Source organism: Roseovarius sp., assembly GCF_048262375.1.
Lineage (GTDB): Bacteria > Pseudomonadota > Alphaproteobacteria > Rhodobacterales > Rhodobacteraceae > Roseovarius.
The window spans coordinates 141,871-158,603 of the sequence record NZ_JBLXFE010000003.1; the positions used below are offsets into that span (position 1 = coordinate 141,871).

At 58.9% G+C, this 16,733-nt stretch carries 19 protein-coding genes and 1 riboswitch; of the genes, 13 read left to right on the forward strand and 6 right to left on the reverse strand.

The features are described 5' to 3' along the window. Window positions 1-5: 5 nt before the first annotated feature. Window positions 6-878: a LysR family transcriptional regulator gene (locus ACN0SW_RS04905; protein ID WP_417726791.1), complete on the forward strand. Its 873-nt coding sequence runs from the start codon at window positions 6-8 to the stop codon at window positions 876-878. Window positions 879-884: 6 nt separating this feature from the next. Here the strand turns inward: ACN0SW_RS04905 and ACN0SW_RS04910 are convergent, their stop codons facing one another. Beyond that, a complete protein-coding gene (locus ACN0SW_RS04910; RefSeq protein ID WP_417726792.1) occupies window positions 885-1,589 on the reverse strand; it encodes a winged helix-turn-helix domain-containing protein in 705 nt (234 codons plus the stop codon). 24 nt (window positions 1,590-1,613) lie between these two features. Beyond that, on the reverse strand, window positions 1,614-1,847 hold the full coding sequence (locus ACN0SW_RS04915) for a hypothetical protein (RefSeq protein WP_417726793.1): 234 nt from the start codon (window positions 1,845-1,847) through the stop codon (window positions 1,614-1,616). Between the two features lie 187 nt (window positions 1,848-2,034). On the opposite strand from ACN0SW_RS04915, the gene ACN0SW_RS04920 reads away from it, so the two are divergent. The 4 genes from ACN0SW_RS04920 (at window position 2,035) to ACN0SW_RS04935 (ending at window position 4,931) form a co-directional block, all read left to right on the forward strand. Next, entirely contained in the window at window positions 2,035-2,505 is a 471-nt protein-coding gene (locus ACN0SW_RS04920; protein ID WP_417726794.1) for a hypothetical protein, read from the forward strand. Between the two features lie 27 nt (window positions 2,506-2,532). After that, window positions 2,533-3,015 carry a hypothetical protein gene (locus ACN0SW_RS04925; RefSeq protein WP_417726795.1) on the forward strand — a complete coding sequence of 161 codons (483 nt, stop codon included), beginning with the start codon at window positions 2,533-2,535 and terminating at the stop codon, window positions 3,013-3,015. Between the two features lie 79 nt (window positions 3,016-3,094). Continuing rightward, complete coding sequence (locus ACN0SW_RS04930; protein ID WP_417726796.1) at window positions 3,095-3,715, forward strand: ribonuclease HII; 621 nt, start codon at window positions 3,095-3,097, stop codon at window positions 3,713-3,715. Between the two features lie 100 nt (window positions 3,716-3,815). Further along, entirely contained in the window at window positions 3,816-4,931 is a 1,116-nt protein-coding gene (locus ACN0SW_RS04935) for a site-specific DNA-methyltransferase (RefSeq protein WP_417726797.1), read from the forward strand. 84 nt (window positions 4,932-5,015) lie between these two features. Here the strand turns inward: ACN0SW_RS04935 and ACN0SW_RS04940 are convergent, their stop codons facing one another. After that, window positions 5,016-6,380: an MmgE/PrpD family protein gene (locus ACN0SW_RS04940; RefSeq protein ID WP_417726798.1), complete on the reverse strand. Its 1,365-nt coding sequence runs from the start codon at window positions 6,378-6,380 to the stop codon at window positions 5,016-5,018. A gap of 130 nt (window positions 6,381-6,510) precedes the next feature. Beyond that, a riboswitch (TPP riboswitch) is annotated at window positions 6,511-6,613 on the forward strand. 46 nt (window positions 6,614-6,659) lie between these two features. Here ACN0SW_RS04940 and thiD point away from each other — a divergent pair. From thiD to tenA, 8 genes are read left to right on the forward strand one after another with little or no spacing between them, the layout of a single operon-like run. Then, window positions 6,660-7,454, forward strand: a complete 795-nt coding sequence (gene thiD / locus ACN0SW_RS04945; protein ID WP_417726799.1) for a bifunctional hydroxymethylpyrimidine kinase/phosphomethylpyrimidine kinase — start codon at window positions 6,660-6,662, stop codon at window positions 7,452-7,454. Next, window positions 7,451-8,437, forward strand: coding sequence for an FAD-dependent oxidoreductase (locus ACN0SW_RS04950; RefSeq protein WP_417726800.1), 987 nt, complete (start codon window positions 7,451-7,453; stop codon window positions 8,435-8,437). The genes thiD and ACN0SW_RS04950 overlap by 4 nt, the downstream gene beginning before the upstream one ends. Further along, window positions 8,421-8,618, forward strand: a complete 198-nt coding sequence (gene thiS, locus ACN0SW_RS04955; protein WP_417726801.1) for a sulfur carrier protein ThiS — start codon at window positions 8,421-8,423, stop codon at window positions 8,616-8,618. The genes ACN0SW_RS04950 and thiS overlap by 17 nt, the downstream gene beginning before the upstream one ends. A gap of 1 nt (window position 8,619) precedes the next feature. Then, window positions 8,620-9,390, forward strand: a complete 771-nt coding sequence (locus ACN0SW_RS04960) for a thiazole synthase (RefSeq protein WP_417726802.1) — start codon at window positions 8,620-8,622, stop codon at window positions 9,388-9,390. After that, window positions 9,390-9,986 carry a thiamine phosphate synthase gene (locus ACN0SW_RS04965; protein WP_417726803.1) on the forward strand — a complete coding sequence of 199 codons (597 nt, stop codon included), beginning with the start codon at window positions 9,390-9,392 and terminating at the stop codon, window positions 9,984-9,986. Before ACN0SW_RS04960 ends, ACN0SW_RS04965 begins: the two co-directional genes overlap by 1 nt. Next, a complete protein-coding gene (locus ACN0SW_RS04970; protein ID WP_417726921.1) occupies window positions 9,983-10,966 on the forward strand; it encodes a ThiF family adenylyltransferase in 984 nt (327 codons plus the stop codon). Before ACN0SW_RS04965 ends, ACN0SW_RS04970 begins: the two co-directional genes overlap by 4 nt. Beyond that, a complete protein-coding gene (locus ACN0SW_RS04975) occupies window positions 10,963-11,895 on the forward strand; it encodes an ABC transporter substrate-binding protein (protein ID WP_417726804.1) in 933 nt (310 codons plus the stop codon). The genes ACN0SW_RS04970 and ACN0SW_RS04975 overlap by 4 nt, the downstream gene beginning before the upstream one ends. Further along, window positions 11,892-12,578: a thiaminase II gene (gene tenA, locus ACN0SW_RS04980; protein WP_417726805.1), complete on the forward strand. Its 687-nt coding sequence runs from the start codon at window positions 11,892-11,894 to the stop codon at window positions 12,576-12,578. The genes ACN0SW_RS04975 and tenA overlap by 4 nt, the downstream gene beginning before the upstream one ends. A 27-nt stretch (window positions 12,579-12,605) precedes the next feature. Here tenA and ACN0SW_RS04985 read toward each other — a convergent pair whose 3' ends face one another. The 3 genes from ACN0SW_RS04985 to ACN0SW_RS04995 form a co-directional block, all read right to left on the reverse strand. Next, window positions 12,606-12,992, reverse strand: a complete 387-nt coding sequence (locus tag ACN0SW_RS04985; RefSeq protein WP_417726806.1) for a DUF3307 domain-containing protein — start codon at window positions 12,990-12,992, stop codon at window positions 12,606-12,608. Window positions 12,993-13,117: 125 nt separating this feature from the next. Continuing rightward, entirely contained in the window at window positions 13,118-14,896 is a 1,779-nt protein-coding gene (locus tag ACN0SW_RS04990; RefSeq protein ID WP_417726807.1) for an adenylate/guanylate cyclase domain-containing protein, read from the reverse strand. A 41-nt stretch (window positions 14,897-14,937) separates the two neighbouring features. Further along, complete coding sequence (locus ACN0SW_RS04995) at window positions 14,938-16,491, reverse strand: NAD(P)-binding protein (protein ID WP_417726808.1); 1,554 nt, start codon at window positions 16,489-16,491, stop codon at window positions 14,938-14,940. Window positions 16,492-16,733 lie beyond the last annotated feature (242 nt).

A 16,733-nucleotide genomic window follows, 5' to 3' on the forward strand; every position in this document is an offset into this window, starting at 1 on the left:
GCAATATGCGGCTAGAATGGTTGGATGATATTCTTGCGGTGGCTGATGCGGGATCTTTGGCGCGCGCGTCCGAGATTCGGCACGTCAGCCAATCCGCCTTTACCCGCCGCCTGCGCGCGATTGAAGAGGCGCTTGGCGTGCCGCTCTTTGACCGGCGCCGCAAGCCCGTAGTGCTCTTGCCCGAGATCGAGGCTCAGGCCGGGGAAATGCGCGCTTTGGCCACGCAATTGCGTCACCTGCGCGAAACACTCACGCAGAGCGCCGGGGCCCGTGGTCTGACCCTCGCCTGTCAACATGCCATTACCACCACTCATTCTCCCGCAATCGTCAGTATTCTGACCGCACAGGGCGGGCGGCCGGTCCGGGTGCGATCTGACAACCGCGAGGAATGCCTGCTCCGGCTTTTATCCGGCGAGGCCGATCTGGCGGTGGTCTATGCCGTGCCCGAAATTGCCCCGCTCACACTCAACCGCAGCTTTGAGCAGGTGCTCTTGGGACGCGAGCGGTTGTTGCCGGTGGCGGCGCCACGTCTGGTGCAGGGCGAGGATTTGCCGTTCATCGGCTATCCGGCAGATGTGTTTCTGGGTCAGATCATGGCGCGCACGATCCTGCCGCGCATTCCTGCCAGCCGCATCCTGCGCCGCAGGGCTGAGACCGCTTTGACATTGGCGGCGCATGAATATGCGCGCCGTGGGATCGGGGTGGCATGGTTGCCCGAAGGTATGGTTCAACGCGATCTGGACGAAGGGCGTCTTGCCCCGCTTGATCACATCCTGCCGGGACAGGACATGGAGCTGTGGATGATCCGGTTGAGCGAAAGCGCCGATGACGGCTGGGCGCATGACTGGTCCCGGCTGGTGGCGGCGCTTGGGGTTTGAGGTGGCTCAGACCACCTGAATCACATCCTTATCGATGGCCAACATATAGCCCCGTCGCGCGATGTTTTTGACCAAGAGTTCACTGACCAATTGATTGCCAAGCGTATCCCGCAGGCGTTTGATACGTGTAGCCCCTGCCGCCTCCTCGCAATCCTCTGGTTTGCGGCCCGAGATCACCGCCTCGATCTCTGCCCCGGTCATCACGTCATCATCCAACCGTGCCTCTGCCAGAACACTGAGCGTTTCCATCGCCGCCTCGGTGAGCTTGAAACCCATATCGTTCAGATAGACGGTCTTTTCCTCCCGACTGATAAGCAGCGAACTGACCTGAATCCCCGACCTCTCGATTTGCGCCATGCGGCGATTGAGAGTGATCAGCATCACCAGAAATACCAGTGAGGCGACAAGGAGTGCCGTGGCAAACACCAGCAACACAAAGATCACCATCCTGTAACTGACCAGTGTTTCCGAGAATGCCGTACCCGAGAGCGCGAGGATTTCCAGCAGCTTGATCTCGCCCTCACCGGTCAAGGCATCGTTTTCGACAAAGATCCTCTCGACCCGCGCATTAAAGGCATTGGCATCGGGCAGGGAAAGAAACAGGAACACGGCGGCAATCGTTAGAATCCCGACGATTGCACCAAGCCCGACAATGACCACCCGGTTGCCGGAACGGCGCGCATCGGCGGCGGTTGTGGTTATCCCGCGCATCTGTGCGCCCTCGCAACGGTCAAATTAGTTTTCCTTCTTCGACAGCACCTTGAGCAAGGTAAGCCCGCGTTGTGCCAGTTTTGCCCGCAACGCGGCCTCAGCCGAGGCACAGGGCGCGTTGACAGTTGTTACATCGTAAAAGAGCTCAAGCGGTTTGTCGCGCTTGGCCTTGTACTCCACCTGACAGGCCGCCTGTGCCGAGGTTGCGGCAAGGACAAGGCCAAAGGCAAGAATGAGGGGGCGTGTGATCTGTATCATGCGGCCAAGATGCGCCAAGCACCACGGCTATTCAATAACTTGTGCGACGGAGTGACCGTGAAACGGCGTGTTATCTGATATCATCAGGGCGTTATTGCCTGTCTTGGCGGACCGACCCCAGTTTGAGGTCATGGCGACCGGTCACGCGGACCGACGCATAGAAATTACCGAAGACAACCCGAAAGGAATGACCATGCATCGCAAGTTCATCGCGCTTATCGTCGGCACGGCTCTGGCCGTCACCAGCCTGACCACGACACCGGCGCAGGCACAGAGCCGGGGCGAGACCACCGCCATCATCGCCGGCGTGGCCGCACTGGCCATTCTTGGCGCTGCGGTTGCCGATGACCGTGATCGCAATCGAGACCGTGATCGCCGCCGGGACTATGCTGCGCGCGACTACGGCTACCAGCAGCAGTATCGCTACGCGCCCAAAAACCACCACAAGCATCATCCTCAGAACTTCCGCAACCACGGCCACGCGCAGCACCATTACAAGCCACATCGCCAGAGCCAGAACCGCTATCAGTACGACAATCACCAGCAGTACCGCTCGCAGCATGAGTACCATGAAACCCGACGTCCAGAGACCAGCCCGATCCCGCGGCGCGCGCGGGCCAATACCATCCCCTACAACCGCGACGATCACCGCAACTAATCCCAACGCCTGTGAAGGGAGACATCCATGTTCAGCAAAATCACCTCCGCCCTCATGGCTGGCGCACTCGCGCTGACCGCTGTCACCGCTACACCCGCAGTTGCCCGCGATCGCAGCGACAATCGCAACCTCATCGCCGGGCTCGCCCTTGGGGCGATCGTGGGGGCGGCAATTGCCAATAACGGCAACAATCGACGCGACGACGATCCTTACCGGGGCAATGTCTCGTCGCGTGATTACCGCGATTACGATCACGACAGATATCGTGATGATCATGACCGCTACCACGGATCCCGGCATGATGACCGCCGCCGTTTTGGCCATGAGCGGCGGGTCAATCTTCCGGGAGCCTGTCGGGTCTATGCGGGCAATCGCGCCGGTTACTCAGGCCGCTGTCTCAGCCATCGCTACGGCTACAATGGCCTGCCATCGGCCTGTGAGGTTCACGTGGGCGGGCAGCATCGGGTCATTTACCGGGATCGCTGTTTGAACCAATACGGCTATTACTGATCCAGATCTCAGAGGAATGAACGGTAGGGGCACGCGCCCCTCCCTTTGCATTTGCCCGCCGTTCATGCGACGACAGATCATGCCCGGTCCCGATTTCAGCCACGAACGCGCCGCCCTGTCCGAGGGTTTCCTCCGCATCGCCGGTGTGGATGAGGTCGGGCGCGGCCCGCTGGCCGGTCCCGTAACGGCCGCTGCTGTGATACTTGACCCTCGCAACATTCCCGAAGGGCTGAACGACTCTAAAAAGCTGAGCGCCGCGCGCCGTGCCGCACTCTGTGAGGTGATACTTGCGTCTGCGCAGGTCAGTGTTGCGCATGCCAGCGTCGAAGAGATTGACCGGCTCAATATCCTGCGCGCGTCACATCTGGCAATGGAACGGGCGCTTGCGGGTCTCGATCCGGCACCTGATCTGGCTCTGATCGATGGCAATCTGATCCCGCGCGATCTGATCCTCCCTGCCCGAGCCATTGTGCGTGGCGATGCGGTCTCTGTCTCGATTGCGGCGGCCTCAATTGTGGCAAAAATCAGGCGCGATCAGATCATGTGGGATTTAGCGCAACAGTTCCCCGGCTACGGGTGGGAGCGAAACGCCGGATACCCGTCCAAAAGCCACAAAGAGGCGCTTCTAAATATTGGGGTAACCCCACACCATAGACGTTCGTTCAAACCAGTGCACAATATATTGTATCAAGAAGAATAACTAACCCCCTGATTCAAAAAAGAAATTGACGGCGAATCAGCTTTGACTCATCTTGGTGCTCAACCATCAGAGCGCACAAGCGCCGGGACAGAGGCAGAAGATGACAACAATGACCAAAGCCAAGAGCGCGCCTGCGCTCCCTCTTAACACGATTATTGCCGGTGATTGCATCGAGGTGATGAACAGCTTGCCAGAGGCAAGCGTTGATCTCATCTTTGCCGATCCGCCCTATAACCTCCAGCTCAAGGGTGATCTGCATCGCCCCGACAACAGCCAGGTGGATGCGGTCGATGATGCTTGGGATCAGTTCGCAAGTTTCGCCGCCTACGACAAGTTCACCCAAGACTGGCTCAAGGCGGCACGCCGATTGCTCAAGCCCAACGGGGCAATCTGGGTAATCGGCTCTTATCACAACATCTTTCGGGTAGGTGCGGCGTTGCAGGACGCGGGCTATTGGATCCTGAACGATGTCATCTGGCGCAAATCCAACCCGATGCCGAATTTTCGCGGCAAGCGCCTGACCAATGCGCATGAGACGATGATCTGGGCCTCGAAGTCAGAAGGCGCGAAATACACCTTCAACTATGAGGCATTGAAATCGCTCAATGACGGGGTGCAAATGCGCTCGGATTGGGTGCTCCCGCTCTGCACCGGGCATGAACGCCTCAAGGATGACAAAGGCGATAAGGCGCATCCGACCCAGAAACCCGAGAGCTTGCTGCACCGCGTTCTGGTCGGATCGACCAATCCCGGAGATGTGATTTTAGACCCGTTCTTTGGCACCGGCACCACCGGGGCCGTGGCCAAGATGCTGGGCCGCGATTACATCGGGATCGAGCGCGAGGCAGCCTATCGCAAGGTGGCTGAAAAGCGACTGGCGAACATTCGCAAATTTGACCGCGACGCGCTTCAGGTCACGACCTCTAAACGCGCAGAGCCGCGCGTGCCCTTTGGACAGTTGATCGAACGTGGGATGCTGCGACCCGGTGAAATGCTCACCTCAATGAACGGGAAATGCGCCGCCAAGGTGCGCGCCGATGGTACTTTGGTTGCGGATAGCATCAAAGGCTCGATCCATCAGGTCGGTGCCCATCTTGAGGGAGCGCCGTCCTGCAACGGCTGGACCTACTGGTGCTTCAAACGCGAAGGTAAAGTGGTGCCCATTGACATATTGCGTCAGCAAATCCGCTCGGAAATGGAAGAGCGCCCCAACTGATCCCCCGAGACACCGCCGGTGCCCAAGGCCTGACTTTCTCGGGCACCATTCACCTGCCCCGCCATCACGGCGGGGCCTTTTTCGCTATCTGTCACAGGCAGGTGTGACCAGTTCGGCAAGCTCAGAAAATAAAGTTTTGGGCCGTAACAGTCTCTGTTTCATATCCCAGAGTGCGTCGATGCGCCCATCAGACAATACATGACCCGCCATCGCTGTTAGCTTGGCGCGAATATCGGCTTCGGGCATCGGTGCCTCGGGGCCGCCGCGAGCGTTGACATCGCCCGATCTGATGACGCGCCCATCCCGCAAATGCGCGGTTACGTCCGACCAACGCCCCGCCGGGAATTTGGCGGAATGGCGCGGTTCCTCACGGACACAAATACGTGCGTGCAATTCTGCGACCTGTGGGTCTCTTAGACCCGCACCCGTGATATGCTCCGGGCCGATCCGGCCATGCACCAGCAATGTTGCCAGCGCAAAGCCAAGCGAATACTGCGCCTCGCTCGTTGTCGTCGGAAGTCCGGGATAGAGCGCGGCAGACTCGGCAAAGGTTGCAACCTCCAGCCTCTCGATATCGGAGGCAATGACCCCATGTTCGACCATGAGCACACGAACCCCTTCGAGCGCGCCATGCGCCCAACGGCAGATTGGATAGGGTTTGATGTAATTGCGCGGGATCGTCCAATCATGCCCCAGATCCGCCCAGATATGTGTCACATTCTCGCCCTCGATCGTAATCGCGGGCGCACCGGTAAAACCACGTTCGGCAAGGATCAGAGACGAAACTCCGACCAGTGCGCCCATGCCGGAACCATCATGCAGCATCGTCGGACTGGCAATTTCGCGCATCATCTGGCTGCGCGGCCCGTGGTACTCGGCAATGCCCATGGCCTGTCGCAATACCTCGGGTGTTTGCCCACGAAGACGCGCCCCAAGAGCCGCGACACCCAAGGCGTTCCACGCGCCGGAGGTGTGATAGTCGCTGGCGGTGGCATGCAGAGCAACGCCTGCCCGCGCAGCCACCTCATACCCCATAGCAAGCGCCGTCAGCGCCTGCCGTCCCGTCAGGTTTGGCAATTGTTCGGCAAAGCTGAAAAGGGCGGGGACAAGTGCGCATCCAATATGCCCCTTGGTGGGGTTATATCCATCATGCCCGTCAAGATTGTCAATCTGCGTGGCCAAGGCCCAAGCGGCGCCAGGCATCGCGCAGCGCCGCCCGTCAAAGAGCAAGGTTGCGCTGTGCCTGGCGCTGTTCGCAGCATGAAACTCGACTGCAAAGTCACGCGCGATCTGGCCCACCTCCAACACGGCCGCCCCCGCTGTAACCCCGAGCGTGTCAACGAGCAGGACAGCCATTTGTTCGAGCACGAACTCAGGAATCGAGAGCAAAGGATCGAGAGCAAATCGCGCGACCGGATCAAACTGGTGCGGGACAGGAGTAAAGGACATCGGGAAAGCCTTCTGCAAAGGGAATGTATTCACCCTGACGCGATTACACGCCGGTTTGAGTGCTGTTTGCGACATTTTCTGTCTCGCAATCTTCCTCTTGCAGCATTGGAAATCGGCTGTTAGCTATTTGGCATATCCGTTGGGGTGCCCGTGCTGTGGGCTGAGAGACACCTTGTCAACCCATCGAACCTGATCTGGTTGATACCGGCGTAGGGAACGGACCTCAGCACGCAGCGCGCGCCCTCCGTCCTTTCCCCTTGAAATTAAGAGGACTGTCAGATGGTGGCGACCGCATTGACAATAGCAGGCTCCGATAGCGGCGGAGGGGCCGGCATTCAGGCAGATCTCAAGACCTTCTCGGCACTTGGTGTTTATGGCACGAGTGTGATTACCGCCGTGACAGCCCAAAACACCTGCGCGGTCACAGACGTACACCCTATCCCGAATGCAACGGTTGCGGCCCAAATAGCGGCAGTTTTGGGCGATATCAGGGTCGATTGCATCAAGATTGGCATGTTGGGTGACGCCAGCCTGATCGAAACGGTGGCAGAGGCTCTGGCGGACTATTCTGGCCCTATTGTGTTGGATCCCGTGATGGTTGCCAAATCCGGGGCAAAGCTGCTCCCGGACACGGCGCGAGAGGCCTTGATTGCGCTGCTGCTGCCGCGCGCAGAACTCTTGACCCCCAATCTGCCTGAGGCTGCCAGCCTTTTGAGGATGCCCGAGGCCAAGAATGACGCCGACATGCAAAGCCAAGGTCAAAGGCTGCGAGATATGGGTGTCAAGGCGGTGCTGATGAAAGGTGGACACGCGCAAGGCGACGTCTGTACCGACTGGCTGATTGCGGAGGAAGTGACCCGCCATGATGCGCCTCGAATTTCGACACGCAACACCCATGGCACGGGGTGCACCCTGTCCTCGGCGATAGCGGCGAAGCTTGCACAGGGACAAATCCTGCGCAAAGCCGTTGAAAGCGCACATGGCTGGCTGCATCAGGCAATCACGGGTGCCGATCAGCTCGAGATCGGCAAGGGGCATGGGCCAGTACATCATTTTCACGAGGTCTGGAGATGAGCAAAGCAATCACCATTCGGGGCGCTGGCATCGTGGGCCTCTGCGTCGCCACAGAGCTGACAGCACGTGGCGTGCCGGTCATTCTGCGTGACCCCGCGCCTGTACCGGGACCAACTGCGTGCTCGTGGTGGGCAGGCGGCATGCTGGCGCCGTTTTGTGAGGGCTTCAGCGCAGAAGAACCCGTTGTACGCTTGGGCCAAGAGGCCGCGGATTGGTGGGCGGCGCAGGGCGTAAAGGTCGAGCGGCGGGGGTCACTCGTCGTGACCTTGCAACGGGACCGACGCGAGCTTGATCAATTCGCCCGACGGACCAAAGGGCATCGGTTCGTCTCAGGCACAAATTTAGCCGAGTTAGAGCCATTCTTGGCAGAGCGACACGACCGCGCGCTGTACTTCGAAGGTGAGGCGCATATCAACCCGCGCGCGGCACTTGCACATCTGAGGGCGCGGTTGGAACAGGCGGGCGTGGTGTTTGAGCAGAACGCGGATGCCCCACATGGTTCTGTGATCGATTGCCGAGGATTGGCCGCGCGGGACAGCCTGCCCGAGTTGCGTGGCGTCAAGGGAGAGATGGTGATCCTGAACGCACCGGATGTGACCCTAAACCGGCCTATTCGGCTACTGCACCCACGCTTTCCGCTCTATATCGTACCGCGTGGCGATGGTATCTTTATGTTGGGTGCCACGCAGATCGAGAGCGAACAGCGTGGCCGCGCCTCGGTGCGCTCCGTGATGGAACTGCTCTCTGCCGCCTATGCGCTGCATCCGGCCTTTGGTGAGGCGGAGGTGCTGGAAATCGGCGCCGATGCCCGGCCTGCCTTTCCCGACAACCTGCCGCGCATCACCCGCACGGGCGATTCCCTTCATGTGAATGGCCTCTTTCGGCACGGATTTTTGTTGTCGCCAGCAGTGGCCAAAATGACAGCAGCGCTTGTGCAGGGCTGCAACGAAACTCCGGAGTTTTACCATGAAGATTACAGTTAACGGCGTCGCGCAGGATACAGAGGTGACAACGCTCGGCGCTCTGTTGGTCGCGTTGGGATACGGGGACTCCAAGATTGCAACCGCGATTAATGAGGTCTTTGTGCCTGCAACTCTGCGCGAAAAACAGCCTCTAAACAGTGGCGACCGGATCGAAATCGTCGCACCGCGCCAAGGAGGATAAGATGCCACGGTTTTACGGTACAGAGGTCACATCGCGCCTCATGCTCGGCACGGCGCAGTATCCTTCGCCCGCGATACTCGCTGAGGCGTTTCGTCGTTCTGGTGCAGGGATCGCTACAGTTTCCGTGCGCCGCGAGGCGGGTGGCGAACGTGCGGGTCAGGCATTTTGGGACATGATCCGGGATTTGGGCGTGCATGTCTTGCCCAACACTGCCGGGTGCCATTCGGTGCGAGAGGCGGTGACAACGGCGCAGATGGCACGGGAACTGTTTGACACCAACTGGATCAAGCTTGAGGTGATTGGCCATGCCGATACGTTGCAGCCGGATCCGTTTGGGCTTGTCGAGGCGGCACGCATCCTGACCGATGACGGGTTTCAGGTGTTTCCCTATTGCACCGAGGACCTTGTGCTTTGTGAACGGCTGATCGAGGCGGGATGTCAGGTGCTGATGCCTTGGGGGGCACCGATTGGAACCGGGCTTGGCCTCAACAATATATACGGCTTACGTTCGCTTCGCGCGCATTTTCCCGATCTGCCACTGGTGATTGATGCAGGCCTTGGTCTGCCATCGCAAGCGGCGCATGCGATGGAACTGGGCTATGATGCAATCCTGCTCAACACTGCCGTCGCCAAGGCAGGCGATCCGGTCATGATGGCCGAGGGTTTTGCCCGGGCACTACAAGCAGGACGACTGGCCTTTGAGGCCGACCCGATGGAACCGCGCGATATGGCGGCGCCCTCCACCCCCATTCTGGGCAAGGCGTTTCTGTGATGCAACTCCCGCGCTTTTATCCGATTTTCGACAGTGTTGGATGGCTCAGCCGGGCGCTTCCGCTTGGGGTGAGGCTGGTCCAACTGCGAATCAAGGATCTGCCCCACAATCTACTCAGGAACGAAATCGAGCGGGCTCAGAGCCTGTGTCGCGCGCGGGGTGCGATGCTCGTGATCAATGACCATTGGCAATTGGCGATTGATGCGGGCTGTGATTGGGTTCACCTCGGGCAAGAGGATCTGGATGTGGCTGACATTCCCGCGATCCGACGCGCAGGGATACGTTTGGGGCTGAGCACTCATGACCACGCCGAGTTGGACCGCGCGTTGACGTTCGGCCCTGACTACCTGGCACTTGGCCCGGTTTACCCAACAATTCTGAAAAAGATGCAATGGCACGAGCAAGGGCTGGATAAGCTGACCGAGTGGAAACGGCTGAGCGGCGATATTCCGTTGATCGCCATTGGCGGCATGTCGGTGGAGCGTGCGGCGGGCGCGTTTGAGGCCGGGGCGGATGTGGTTTCCGCCGTGACCGATATCACCCTCAATCCCGATCCCGAGGGGCGCATGCGCCAGTGGATGGAGGCATGTCGATGAGCAGGTATGCCCGCCAGATTGCCTTGTCTGAATTCGGCGCAGCCGCACAGGACAGGCTGGGATCTGCGCATATTCTGGTTGTCGGCGCGGGCGGGCTGGCGGCACCGGTGTTGCAATACCTCGTGGGTGCGGGTGTGGGGCGGATCACGCTGATGGATGGCGACCGGGTAAGCCTCAGCAACCTGCACCGACAAACCCTGTTCCGCATGACCGATATCGGCTTGCCCAAGGCAGAGATCGCCGCCACGCACATGGCCGCGCTCAACCCAGATTGTACGATCTTCCCCGTGTTAGAGCCGCTTGACCCATTGAATGCGCCGGATCAGGTAGGCGAGGTCGATCTTGTGCTTGATTGCGCCGATAGCTTTGCCGCGAGCTATATCTTGTCAGATATCTGTTCCACTCTGAACGTACCGCTGATCAGCGCCTCTATCGTCGGCACCTCTGGCTATTGCGGTGGGTTTTGTGGCCACGCGCCGTCTTTGCGTGCGGTCTTTCCCGACCTCCCGGATCGCCTTGGAAGCTGTGACGCCGATGGTGTTTTGGGGCCCGCCGTAGGCGTGATGGGCGCGCTACAGGCGCAGATGGCATTGGCAGTTTTGGCCGGAATAGAGCCTGACCCGTTGGGGCAACTCGTCACATTCGAGGCGATTGGCAATCGCTTTGGTGGCTTTCGCTTTGATGGCGCGCCCGAACCAGAGGATGGCTTTGGTTTTATGGCTGCGGCCCAGATTGCGCCGGATGACTGGGTTGTTGATCTGCGTGCGGCGCAAGAGGCTGGACCCGCCTTGCCAAACGCACATCGCCTTGGCGTGGCCGATTTCGATCACCCTCATACCCGCCCCCAAACGGGTCGTGCCGTCCTTGCCTGTCGGTCCGGTCTTCGGTCTTGGCAGGCCGCGTGCCGACTACGTCGGCACTGGGGCGGCGAAATTGCATTAATCGCCCTTGGCGATGTTCAAAAGGAGACTGCCCGATGAAATACTTCGCCCTGTTCCTTGCCCTGATGGCCAACCCGGCCATGGCGCAAGATAGGATGACCCTGATGCTTGATTGGTTCGTGAACCCGGATCACGGTCCGATCATCGTTGCCGAAGAGCTGGGTTATTTCAAAGACGCCGGGCTTGAGGTCGAGGTGATTGCCCCCGCCGATCCGTCGGACCCGCCCAAAATGGTCGCGGCCGGTCAGGCCGATTTGGCGATTTCCTATCAACCGCAATTGCATATGCAGATAGAAAACGGGCTGCCTTTGCGGCGCGTTGGCACACTGGTTGCCACCCCGCTCAATTGCTTGCTGGTACTGGAGGATGGACCAATCAAATCCACCGCTGACCTCAAGGGGCGCAAAGTGGGGTTCTCTGTGGCCGGTGTGGAAGAGGTGCTTTTATCCACCATCCTCGCACAACACGGCCACAGTCTGAGCGATATCGAACTGGTTAGCGTGAATTGGTCACTCTCGCCCTCGCTCATGTCCGGTCAGGTGGATGCGGTGATCGGGGCCTATCGCAATTTCGAACTGAACCAGATGGAAATTGAAGGCGTAGCGGGGCGCTGTTTCTACATCGAGGAAGAGGGTATTCCTGCCTATGATGAGTTGATCTATGTCGCCAATCCCGAGATGATGGATTCAGATATGATCCGTCGCTTCCTCTTCGCCACGGAACGCGCGACGCAGTACATCATGAACCACCCCCAAGAAAGCTGGGAGATTTTCGCAGGCACCTCACCCGAGTTGCAGGATGAGCTGAATGAAAAAGCATGGGCTGACACCTTTCCCCGCTTTGCCACTCGCCCCGCGGCGCTGGATCACGCACGCTACAAGCGGTTCGAGCAGTTCCTGATCGACACCGGGATGATCGAGAACCCGACACCCGTCTCGGGCCTTGCCATGGACCTGAACGCAGAATGACCCATGATTACGGAGTGACCTTTCCCCGTCTGCGTGATGCGGCGGGGACAATCTGGCAGGACTACACCCACCACGCCTTTGTCGAAGGGCTGCGCGAGGGCACGCTGCCGCGCACGGCGTTTCTGGGCTATCTGGTGCAGGATTATGTTTTTCTCATCCATTTCGCCCGGGCGTGGGCTCTGGCCGTGACCAAGGCGGATGCGCTCGAAGAGATGCGCGCCTGCGCGAGCACGGTCGATGCGCTGGTCAATCATGAACTCAGCCTGCATGTAAAAACCTGCGCCAAGGCGGGGCTGAGCGAACATGACCTTTACAGCGCCGAGGAACATCCCGCCAATCTTGCCTATACGCGCTATGTGCTTGATGCCGGGCATTCGGGTAACTTTCTCGACTTGATTGCGGCGCTTGCCCCATGCGTGATGGGCTATGGCGAAATCGGATCACGGCTTGGGCCGCATGTGGCATCAGAGCATCCCTATGCCGATTGGATCAACACCTATGCCGGGGACGGGTATCAACAGGTTTGTCGCGATGCGGGCACCCTGTTTGATGGTGCGGTTGCGCGGCGCCTTGGGGATACACCGGACACCACTCCGGCTTGGTCGCGGCTCTGCCAGCGGTTTACCACGGCAACCCGTCTTGAGGTCGCATTCTGGGATATGGGTTTGTCGTTCGGGCAATGATCCTCGTGGCCACAACTCTCAATCTGATCAGGGCGCGTTTCCAGCAGCCACCGCAAAAAGCGCGATATAGGTTAGCTGATGCGCGGCCTGATCAAGGCCGAGATAGTGCCAAAAGCGAGGTGCAGCCTCGTTGACGCCACGTTGGCGCACCCGGCGCGCCTTGGCCCAGTCGATGTGATAATGCACCAGCGTTTCCATCAGAGCGAGGCCAAGGGCAAATTCCCATGGCAAGACGAACCAGAGCAGGATGGGCAAGCTCAGCGCACCGTGCAGCCCGGCGTGCATGATCCCGGACGGATGCCCATATCGGCCCTTGTTGTTGGCCATCCATCCCGTCTGGAGCTGAAAATCGCCAAGATAGTGTTTGATTTGAAACAGAATCAAAAAGAGACTGAAATCGAAAATGCTCGTCATGAAACACCTCGGGCAATGTGCGTGACGGTGGGCCTTGAAATCGAGGGGCTCCGCGAAAGATGTGCTGATCCAATTGGGGGCGAACAGTAATCTACATAGGGTATCACATCACGCGAGCCTTTGCATCACCGACGCGGTAGCCCCATCGAAACAAGCGTTTCCAGATCGTCCTTTATGCCGGCCACCAAAACGGGCCACTTCGGGAAGTGGAACCCATATTTGATCACCTCAAGTGAGAAATCAGGTCGAACGGCCAAGGCTTGGTCCAGGGCGCGTCGGGCGGTGTCGATGTCTTGTGCACGCAGCGACAGGACCGCATAGGCGGAGTGCACAAAGGCCTCTGCCCCGGGATTGCGCGCCGCCGGTTCCAGATATTTGCGCGTGTTTTCGCTCAGATGCATGTCGCGCATCCAGATTGCAACGACGAGCATCCAGTTGAACGACCACAGCATGGGGTCTTGCGGGCTGAGGCGAATGGCCTCCAGACCAGCTTCTTCCATCTCGTGGGTGTCGGGGTTCTTTTGAAATAGGTTGATGAATGTTTGGGCGTTGTAAATCAGCGCGTCATTGTGATTAAGAGCCCGAGCACGCGCCAGCGCCTCGCGCGCATCCGTCTCTTGGCCTTGCAGAGTCAAAAGCTGCGCCAGCGTGATATGGCCCAGTTCAAGACGGTCATCGAGTTCGATAGCCCGGTTGGCGTGGTGCATGCCTTTGATCACATCCTCGCGGGGATTGCGGCTGCGACCTGAATAGATGCGGACGGCATGCACCCGACCGATCAGCGCGTGGGGCAGCGCATAGGTCGGATCGGCCTCGGCAGCCGCGTGAAAGAGCGCGGTCGCGCTGCGAATCCCACCGGTGGTCCGCATGTCGATTTCCGTCAAACCACGCTGGCACATCTCCCATGCCGAGAGGCTCTCGGTTGGTTTGGCCCGGGACATGGCGCGTTCATGTGCTCCGATTTCCGGGGTGAGCCCGGTTACAATGCTGCGCGTGATGTCATCCTGAAGCTCAAAGAGATCAGCCATGTCGCGGTCATATCGATCTGACCAGATTTGATGACCGGTTTCTGCTTCGATGAGTTGCGCCGTGACGCGAAGGCGGGTACCGGCGCGGCGCACCGAGCCTTTCACAACATACCGCACACGCATATCCTGCGCAATCTGGCGCATATCTTGCGCCCGGTCCTTATAGGCAAAGGACGAACCACGCGCGATGACAAAGAGTGAGCGAAAGCGCGAAAGTTCGTTGATCAGATCCTCAGCGATGCCGTCTGCCAGAAAGCCGTCCTCGACCGCCGAAGACAGATTATCAAACGGCAGCACAATCACCGAGGGGCGATCGGCACTCTGGGTAACGGTGCTGCGGCTCTCGGCCTCGACCCCGGTGGCAACGTGCCAGACCTCAACCGGTGCGGGAATATTGCGCACATATTGCATGCCCTGCCCTGTGATGGTCAGGCTGACATCTTGCGCCAGCATATCGCGCACGGTGCGCGAAATACATATCCCGCCGGGGGCCGACAGCGTTTCGAGACGTGCCGCGATATTCACCACATCGCCCAAAACATCCGAGCCGTCGATCAATACGCTGCCGTGATTGATGCCCACCCGAAGACGAATTCGCAGGTGTTCAGGCTGGTGCAACTCATGCGCTGCAATAGCACGTTGTGCCGCAAGAGAGGCATAGATGGCGGCGGCGGGCCCCGGAAATTCAACGAGTAGCCCGTCGCCCATGGTTTTGACAACACGTCCGCCGTGTGTGGCGATAGCCGGATTGATGACAGTCTCACGCAAGCTTCGCAAGCGGTCAAAGACCACGTCCTCGTCAAATGCAACGAGGCGAGAAAACCCAACCACATCCGCGGCGGCGATGGTTGTCGCCTTACGCTCCAGCGCCTTCACCTTTGTCCCCTTCGTCGCGGTGCCCTGTCCGCAGCCTATCTTTAGGACATGCGGGTGATCTTTGTCACCTGAGCATTTCGCGAGATGTTTAGCGTGGGCGCCATTTGCGTCCATATATCCAGCCAACCTTTTGAGAGGACAGTAACAGCGGGCTTGTCGCTAAAGATCAGGCCTAGCGTCAAAGGCAGGGAAATCCAGATCATGCCGTAATAGGCGGGGATCTGTTTCAACGGGCCATACCCCTGCACCGAATAGGCATATTCCAGCATTCCCGTCAGAATCAGCAAGTCGTTCTTGGCGAGGAAATCGTAAAAGCTATCGTATTGCAGCAATTTTGTCGGAGCGCTTAGTGGCATCGGCAAGGTCAGACCACGATAGAGAGCCAGCAACACATCATATTCCGCCAATCGGACAAAAATCTCGGCCTTCACCTTGTCCGCATCGAACCCGGCAAGCCAGTTTTGCGGATCGGCAAAGGGCTGATTTGCCTCGTAATAACCCTTTAGCAGCGTATATTCGTCATAATCCATCAGCGTGGCCGGGGCGGGCACGCCGGGAAACTGCCCGGTTGTCACCATGGCGCGGATGGTTTTGCCCGCCGGATCCTGATGATCCTTGGTCAGATACATGCCCTCACGAATATTACCCGTCATGAACCCGGAGGCCGCGAAATGCTCTGCCATATGGTTATAGGCAGGGGACAAATAGCAGGTGCCTAGCTCGCACGCGGTAGGCTGGCCGTTGGGCGAAGGCAGATCATAGGTGACGGTGTGGGTCTTGCCGCCAAAACGGTCGGTGGATTCGAGAATCTCGACATTGGTATAGCCCAACCCTTGCAGCCGATGGGCGAACATCATGCCTGAGGGACCTGCCCCCAGGACGACAATCGGGGCGGCCTTATCTGCGGGCAGAGACCAGACCAATTTCTGCTCCTGATCAAGCAAGAGGCCGCCGTATTGCCAGCATTGCAGCACGGATTCAAAGCAGGTCGAGCCGTGGACAAACAGCGTGTTGTTCTTGCCCTGAAGATCCAGATAATTCCACGGCCCGCCCGCCCGTAGCCCGTCATTGTCAAAATGGTCGAAATAGGGCGTGCACAGATCGACCGGCGCCCCGGTTGTGTCGGTGACGATCTCGTAATCAGGATAGGGCCACCACTCTAGGTTAGGCAGGGTTTGTTCGAGATTTGCCAGAAATTCGGCCTCGGTCATTGGCGGATCAGCGGGGCCTTGCAATTGATAGACGGTTACAAGGTTTTCGGTCATTCCATTGGCCGTCTCGAGCGAGAATTGCTTGGCAGTTTCATTGCGGTAGCCGCTGACATGGCCCGCCATAGTGGTAATTTCCGTGGGCGCAAGGATGATGCCGTATTGGGGTGCTGGTGTAGGCACCTGCACGCGTACCAGCGTGGTGTGAAAGGTATAGTTGGTCAATTTGCCAAAGACCGCCTGTTCGGCGGCTGTATAGTCGCAGATGCCCGCAAGTTTGCGCGGCTCGCAGGCGATTACCAACAAATCGCAGGTCTTGGTGATGGGCGTGGCCCCGTCGAAGGACACGGTCAGCGTAACGGGCGGGTTGGATGCAATGTTTTTCAAAATGGATCCCCTTTAATTTATCATGGAAAACAGCCCGGCAATGGGGCAGTTCCGAGGGTACACCGATTTTGCAAATGGTTGAATCAATTTTGTTGTCTGCACGTCCACCGTCCGGACACCTTCAGGACTTTTCTTGGTAGACGTTATTGCCAAATTATTTGGGTTAAACCACGAACTGGTGGACCGTCCTGCACAAACGCCCATTTCTGCGATGTCGTCGGCCCGGAGGCCGAGGAGCCATC

Coding starts and splice junctions, on each gene's coding strand:
- ACN0SW_RS04905 (WP_417726791.1), top strand. CDS start 6: ATGCGGCTAGAATGGTTGGATGATATTCTTGCGGTGGCTGATGCGGGA.
- ACN0SW_RS04910 (WP_417726792.1), bottom strand. CDS start 1,589: ATGCGCGGGATAACCACAACCGCCGCCGATGCGCGCCGTTCCGGCAAC.
- ACN0SW_RS04915 (WP_417726793.1), bottom strand. CDS start 1,847: ATGATACAGATCACACGCCCCCTCATTCTTGCCTTTGGCCTTGTCCTT.
- ACN0SW_RS04920 (WP_417726794.1), top strand. CDS start 2,035: ATGACCATGCATCGCAAGTTCATCGCGCTTATCGTCGGCACGGCTCTG.
- ACN0SW_RS04925 (WP_417726795.1), top strand. CDS start 2,533: ATGTTCAGCAAAATCACCTCCGCCCTCATGGCTGGCGCACTCGCGCTG.
- ACN0SW_RS04930 (WP_417726796.1), top strand. CDS start 3,095: ATGCCCGGTCCCGATTTCAGCCACGAACGCGCCGCCCTGTCCGAGGGT.
- ACN0SW_RS04935 (WP_417726797.1), top strand. CDS start 3,816: ATGACAACAATGACCAAAGCCAAGAGCGCGCCTGCGCTCCCTCTTAAC.
- ACN0SW_RS04940 (WP_417726798.1), bottom strand. CDS start 6,380: ATGTCCTTTACTCCTGTCCCGCACCAGTTTGATCCGGTCGCGCGATTT.
- thiD (WP_417726799.1), top strand. CDS start 6,660: ATGGTGGCGACCGCATTGACAATAGCAGGCTCCGATAGCGGCGGAGGG.
- ACN0SW_RS04950 (WP_417726800.1), top strand. CDS start 7,451: ATGAGCAAAGCAATCACCATTCGGGGCGCTGGCATCGTGGGCCTCTGC.
- thiS (WP_417726801.1), top strand. CDS start 8,421: ATGAAGATTACAGTTAACGGCGTCGCGCAGGATACAGAGGTGACAACG.
- ACN0SW_RS04960 (WP_417726802.1), top strand. CDS start 8,620: ATGCCACGGTTTTACGGTACAGAGGTCACATCGCGCCTCATGCTCGGC.
- ACN0SW_RS04965 (WP_417726803.1), top strand. CDS start 9,390: ATGCAACTCCCGCGCTTTTATCCGATTTTCGACAGTGTTGGATGGCTC.
- ACN0SW_RS04970 (WP_417726921.1), top strand. CDS start 9,983: ATGAGCAGGTATGCCCGCCAGATTGCCTTGTCTGAATTCGGCGCAGCC.
- ACN0SW_RS04975 (WP_417726804.1), top strand. CDS start 10,963: ATGAAATACTTCGCCCTGTTCCTTGCCCTGATGGCCAACCCGGCCATG.
- tenA (WP_417726805.1), top strand. CDS start 11,892: ATGACCCATGATTACGGAGTGACCTTTCCCCGTCTGCGTGATGCGGCG.
- ACN0SW_RS04985 (WP_417726806.1), bottom strand. CDS start 12,992: ATGACGAGCATTTTCGATTTCAGTCTCTTTTTGATTCTGTTTCAAATC.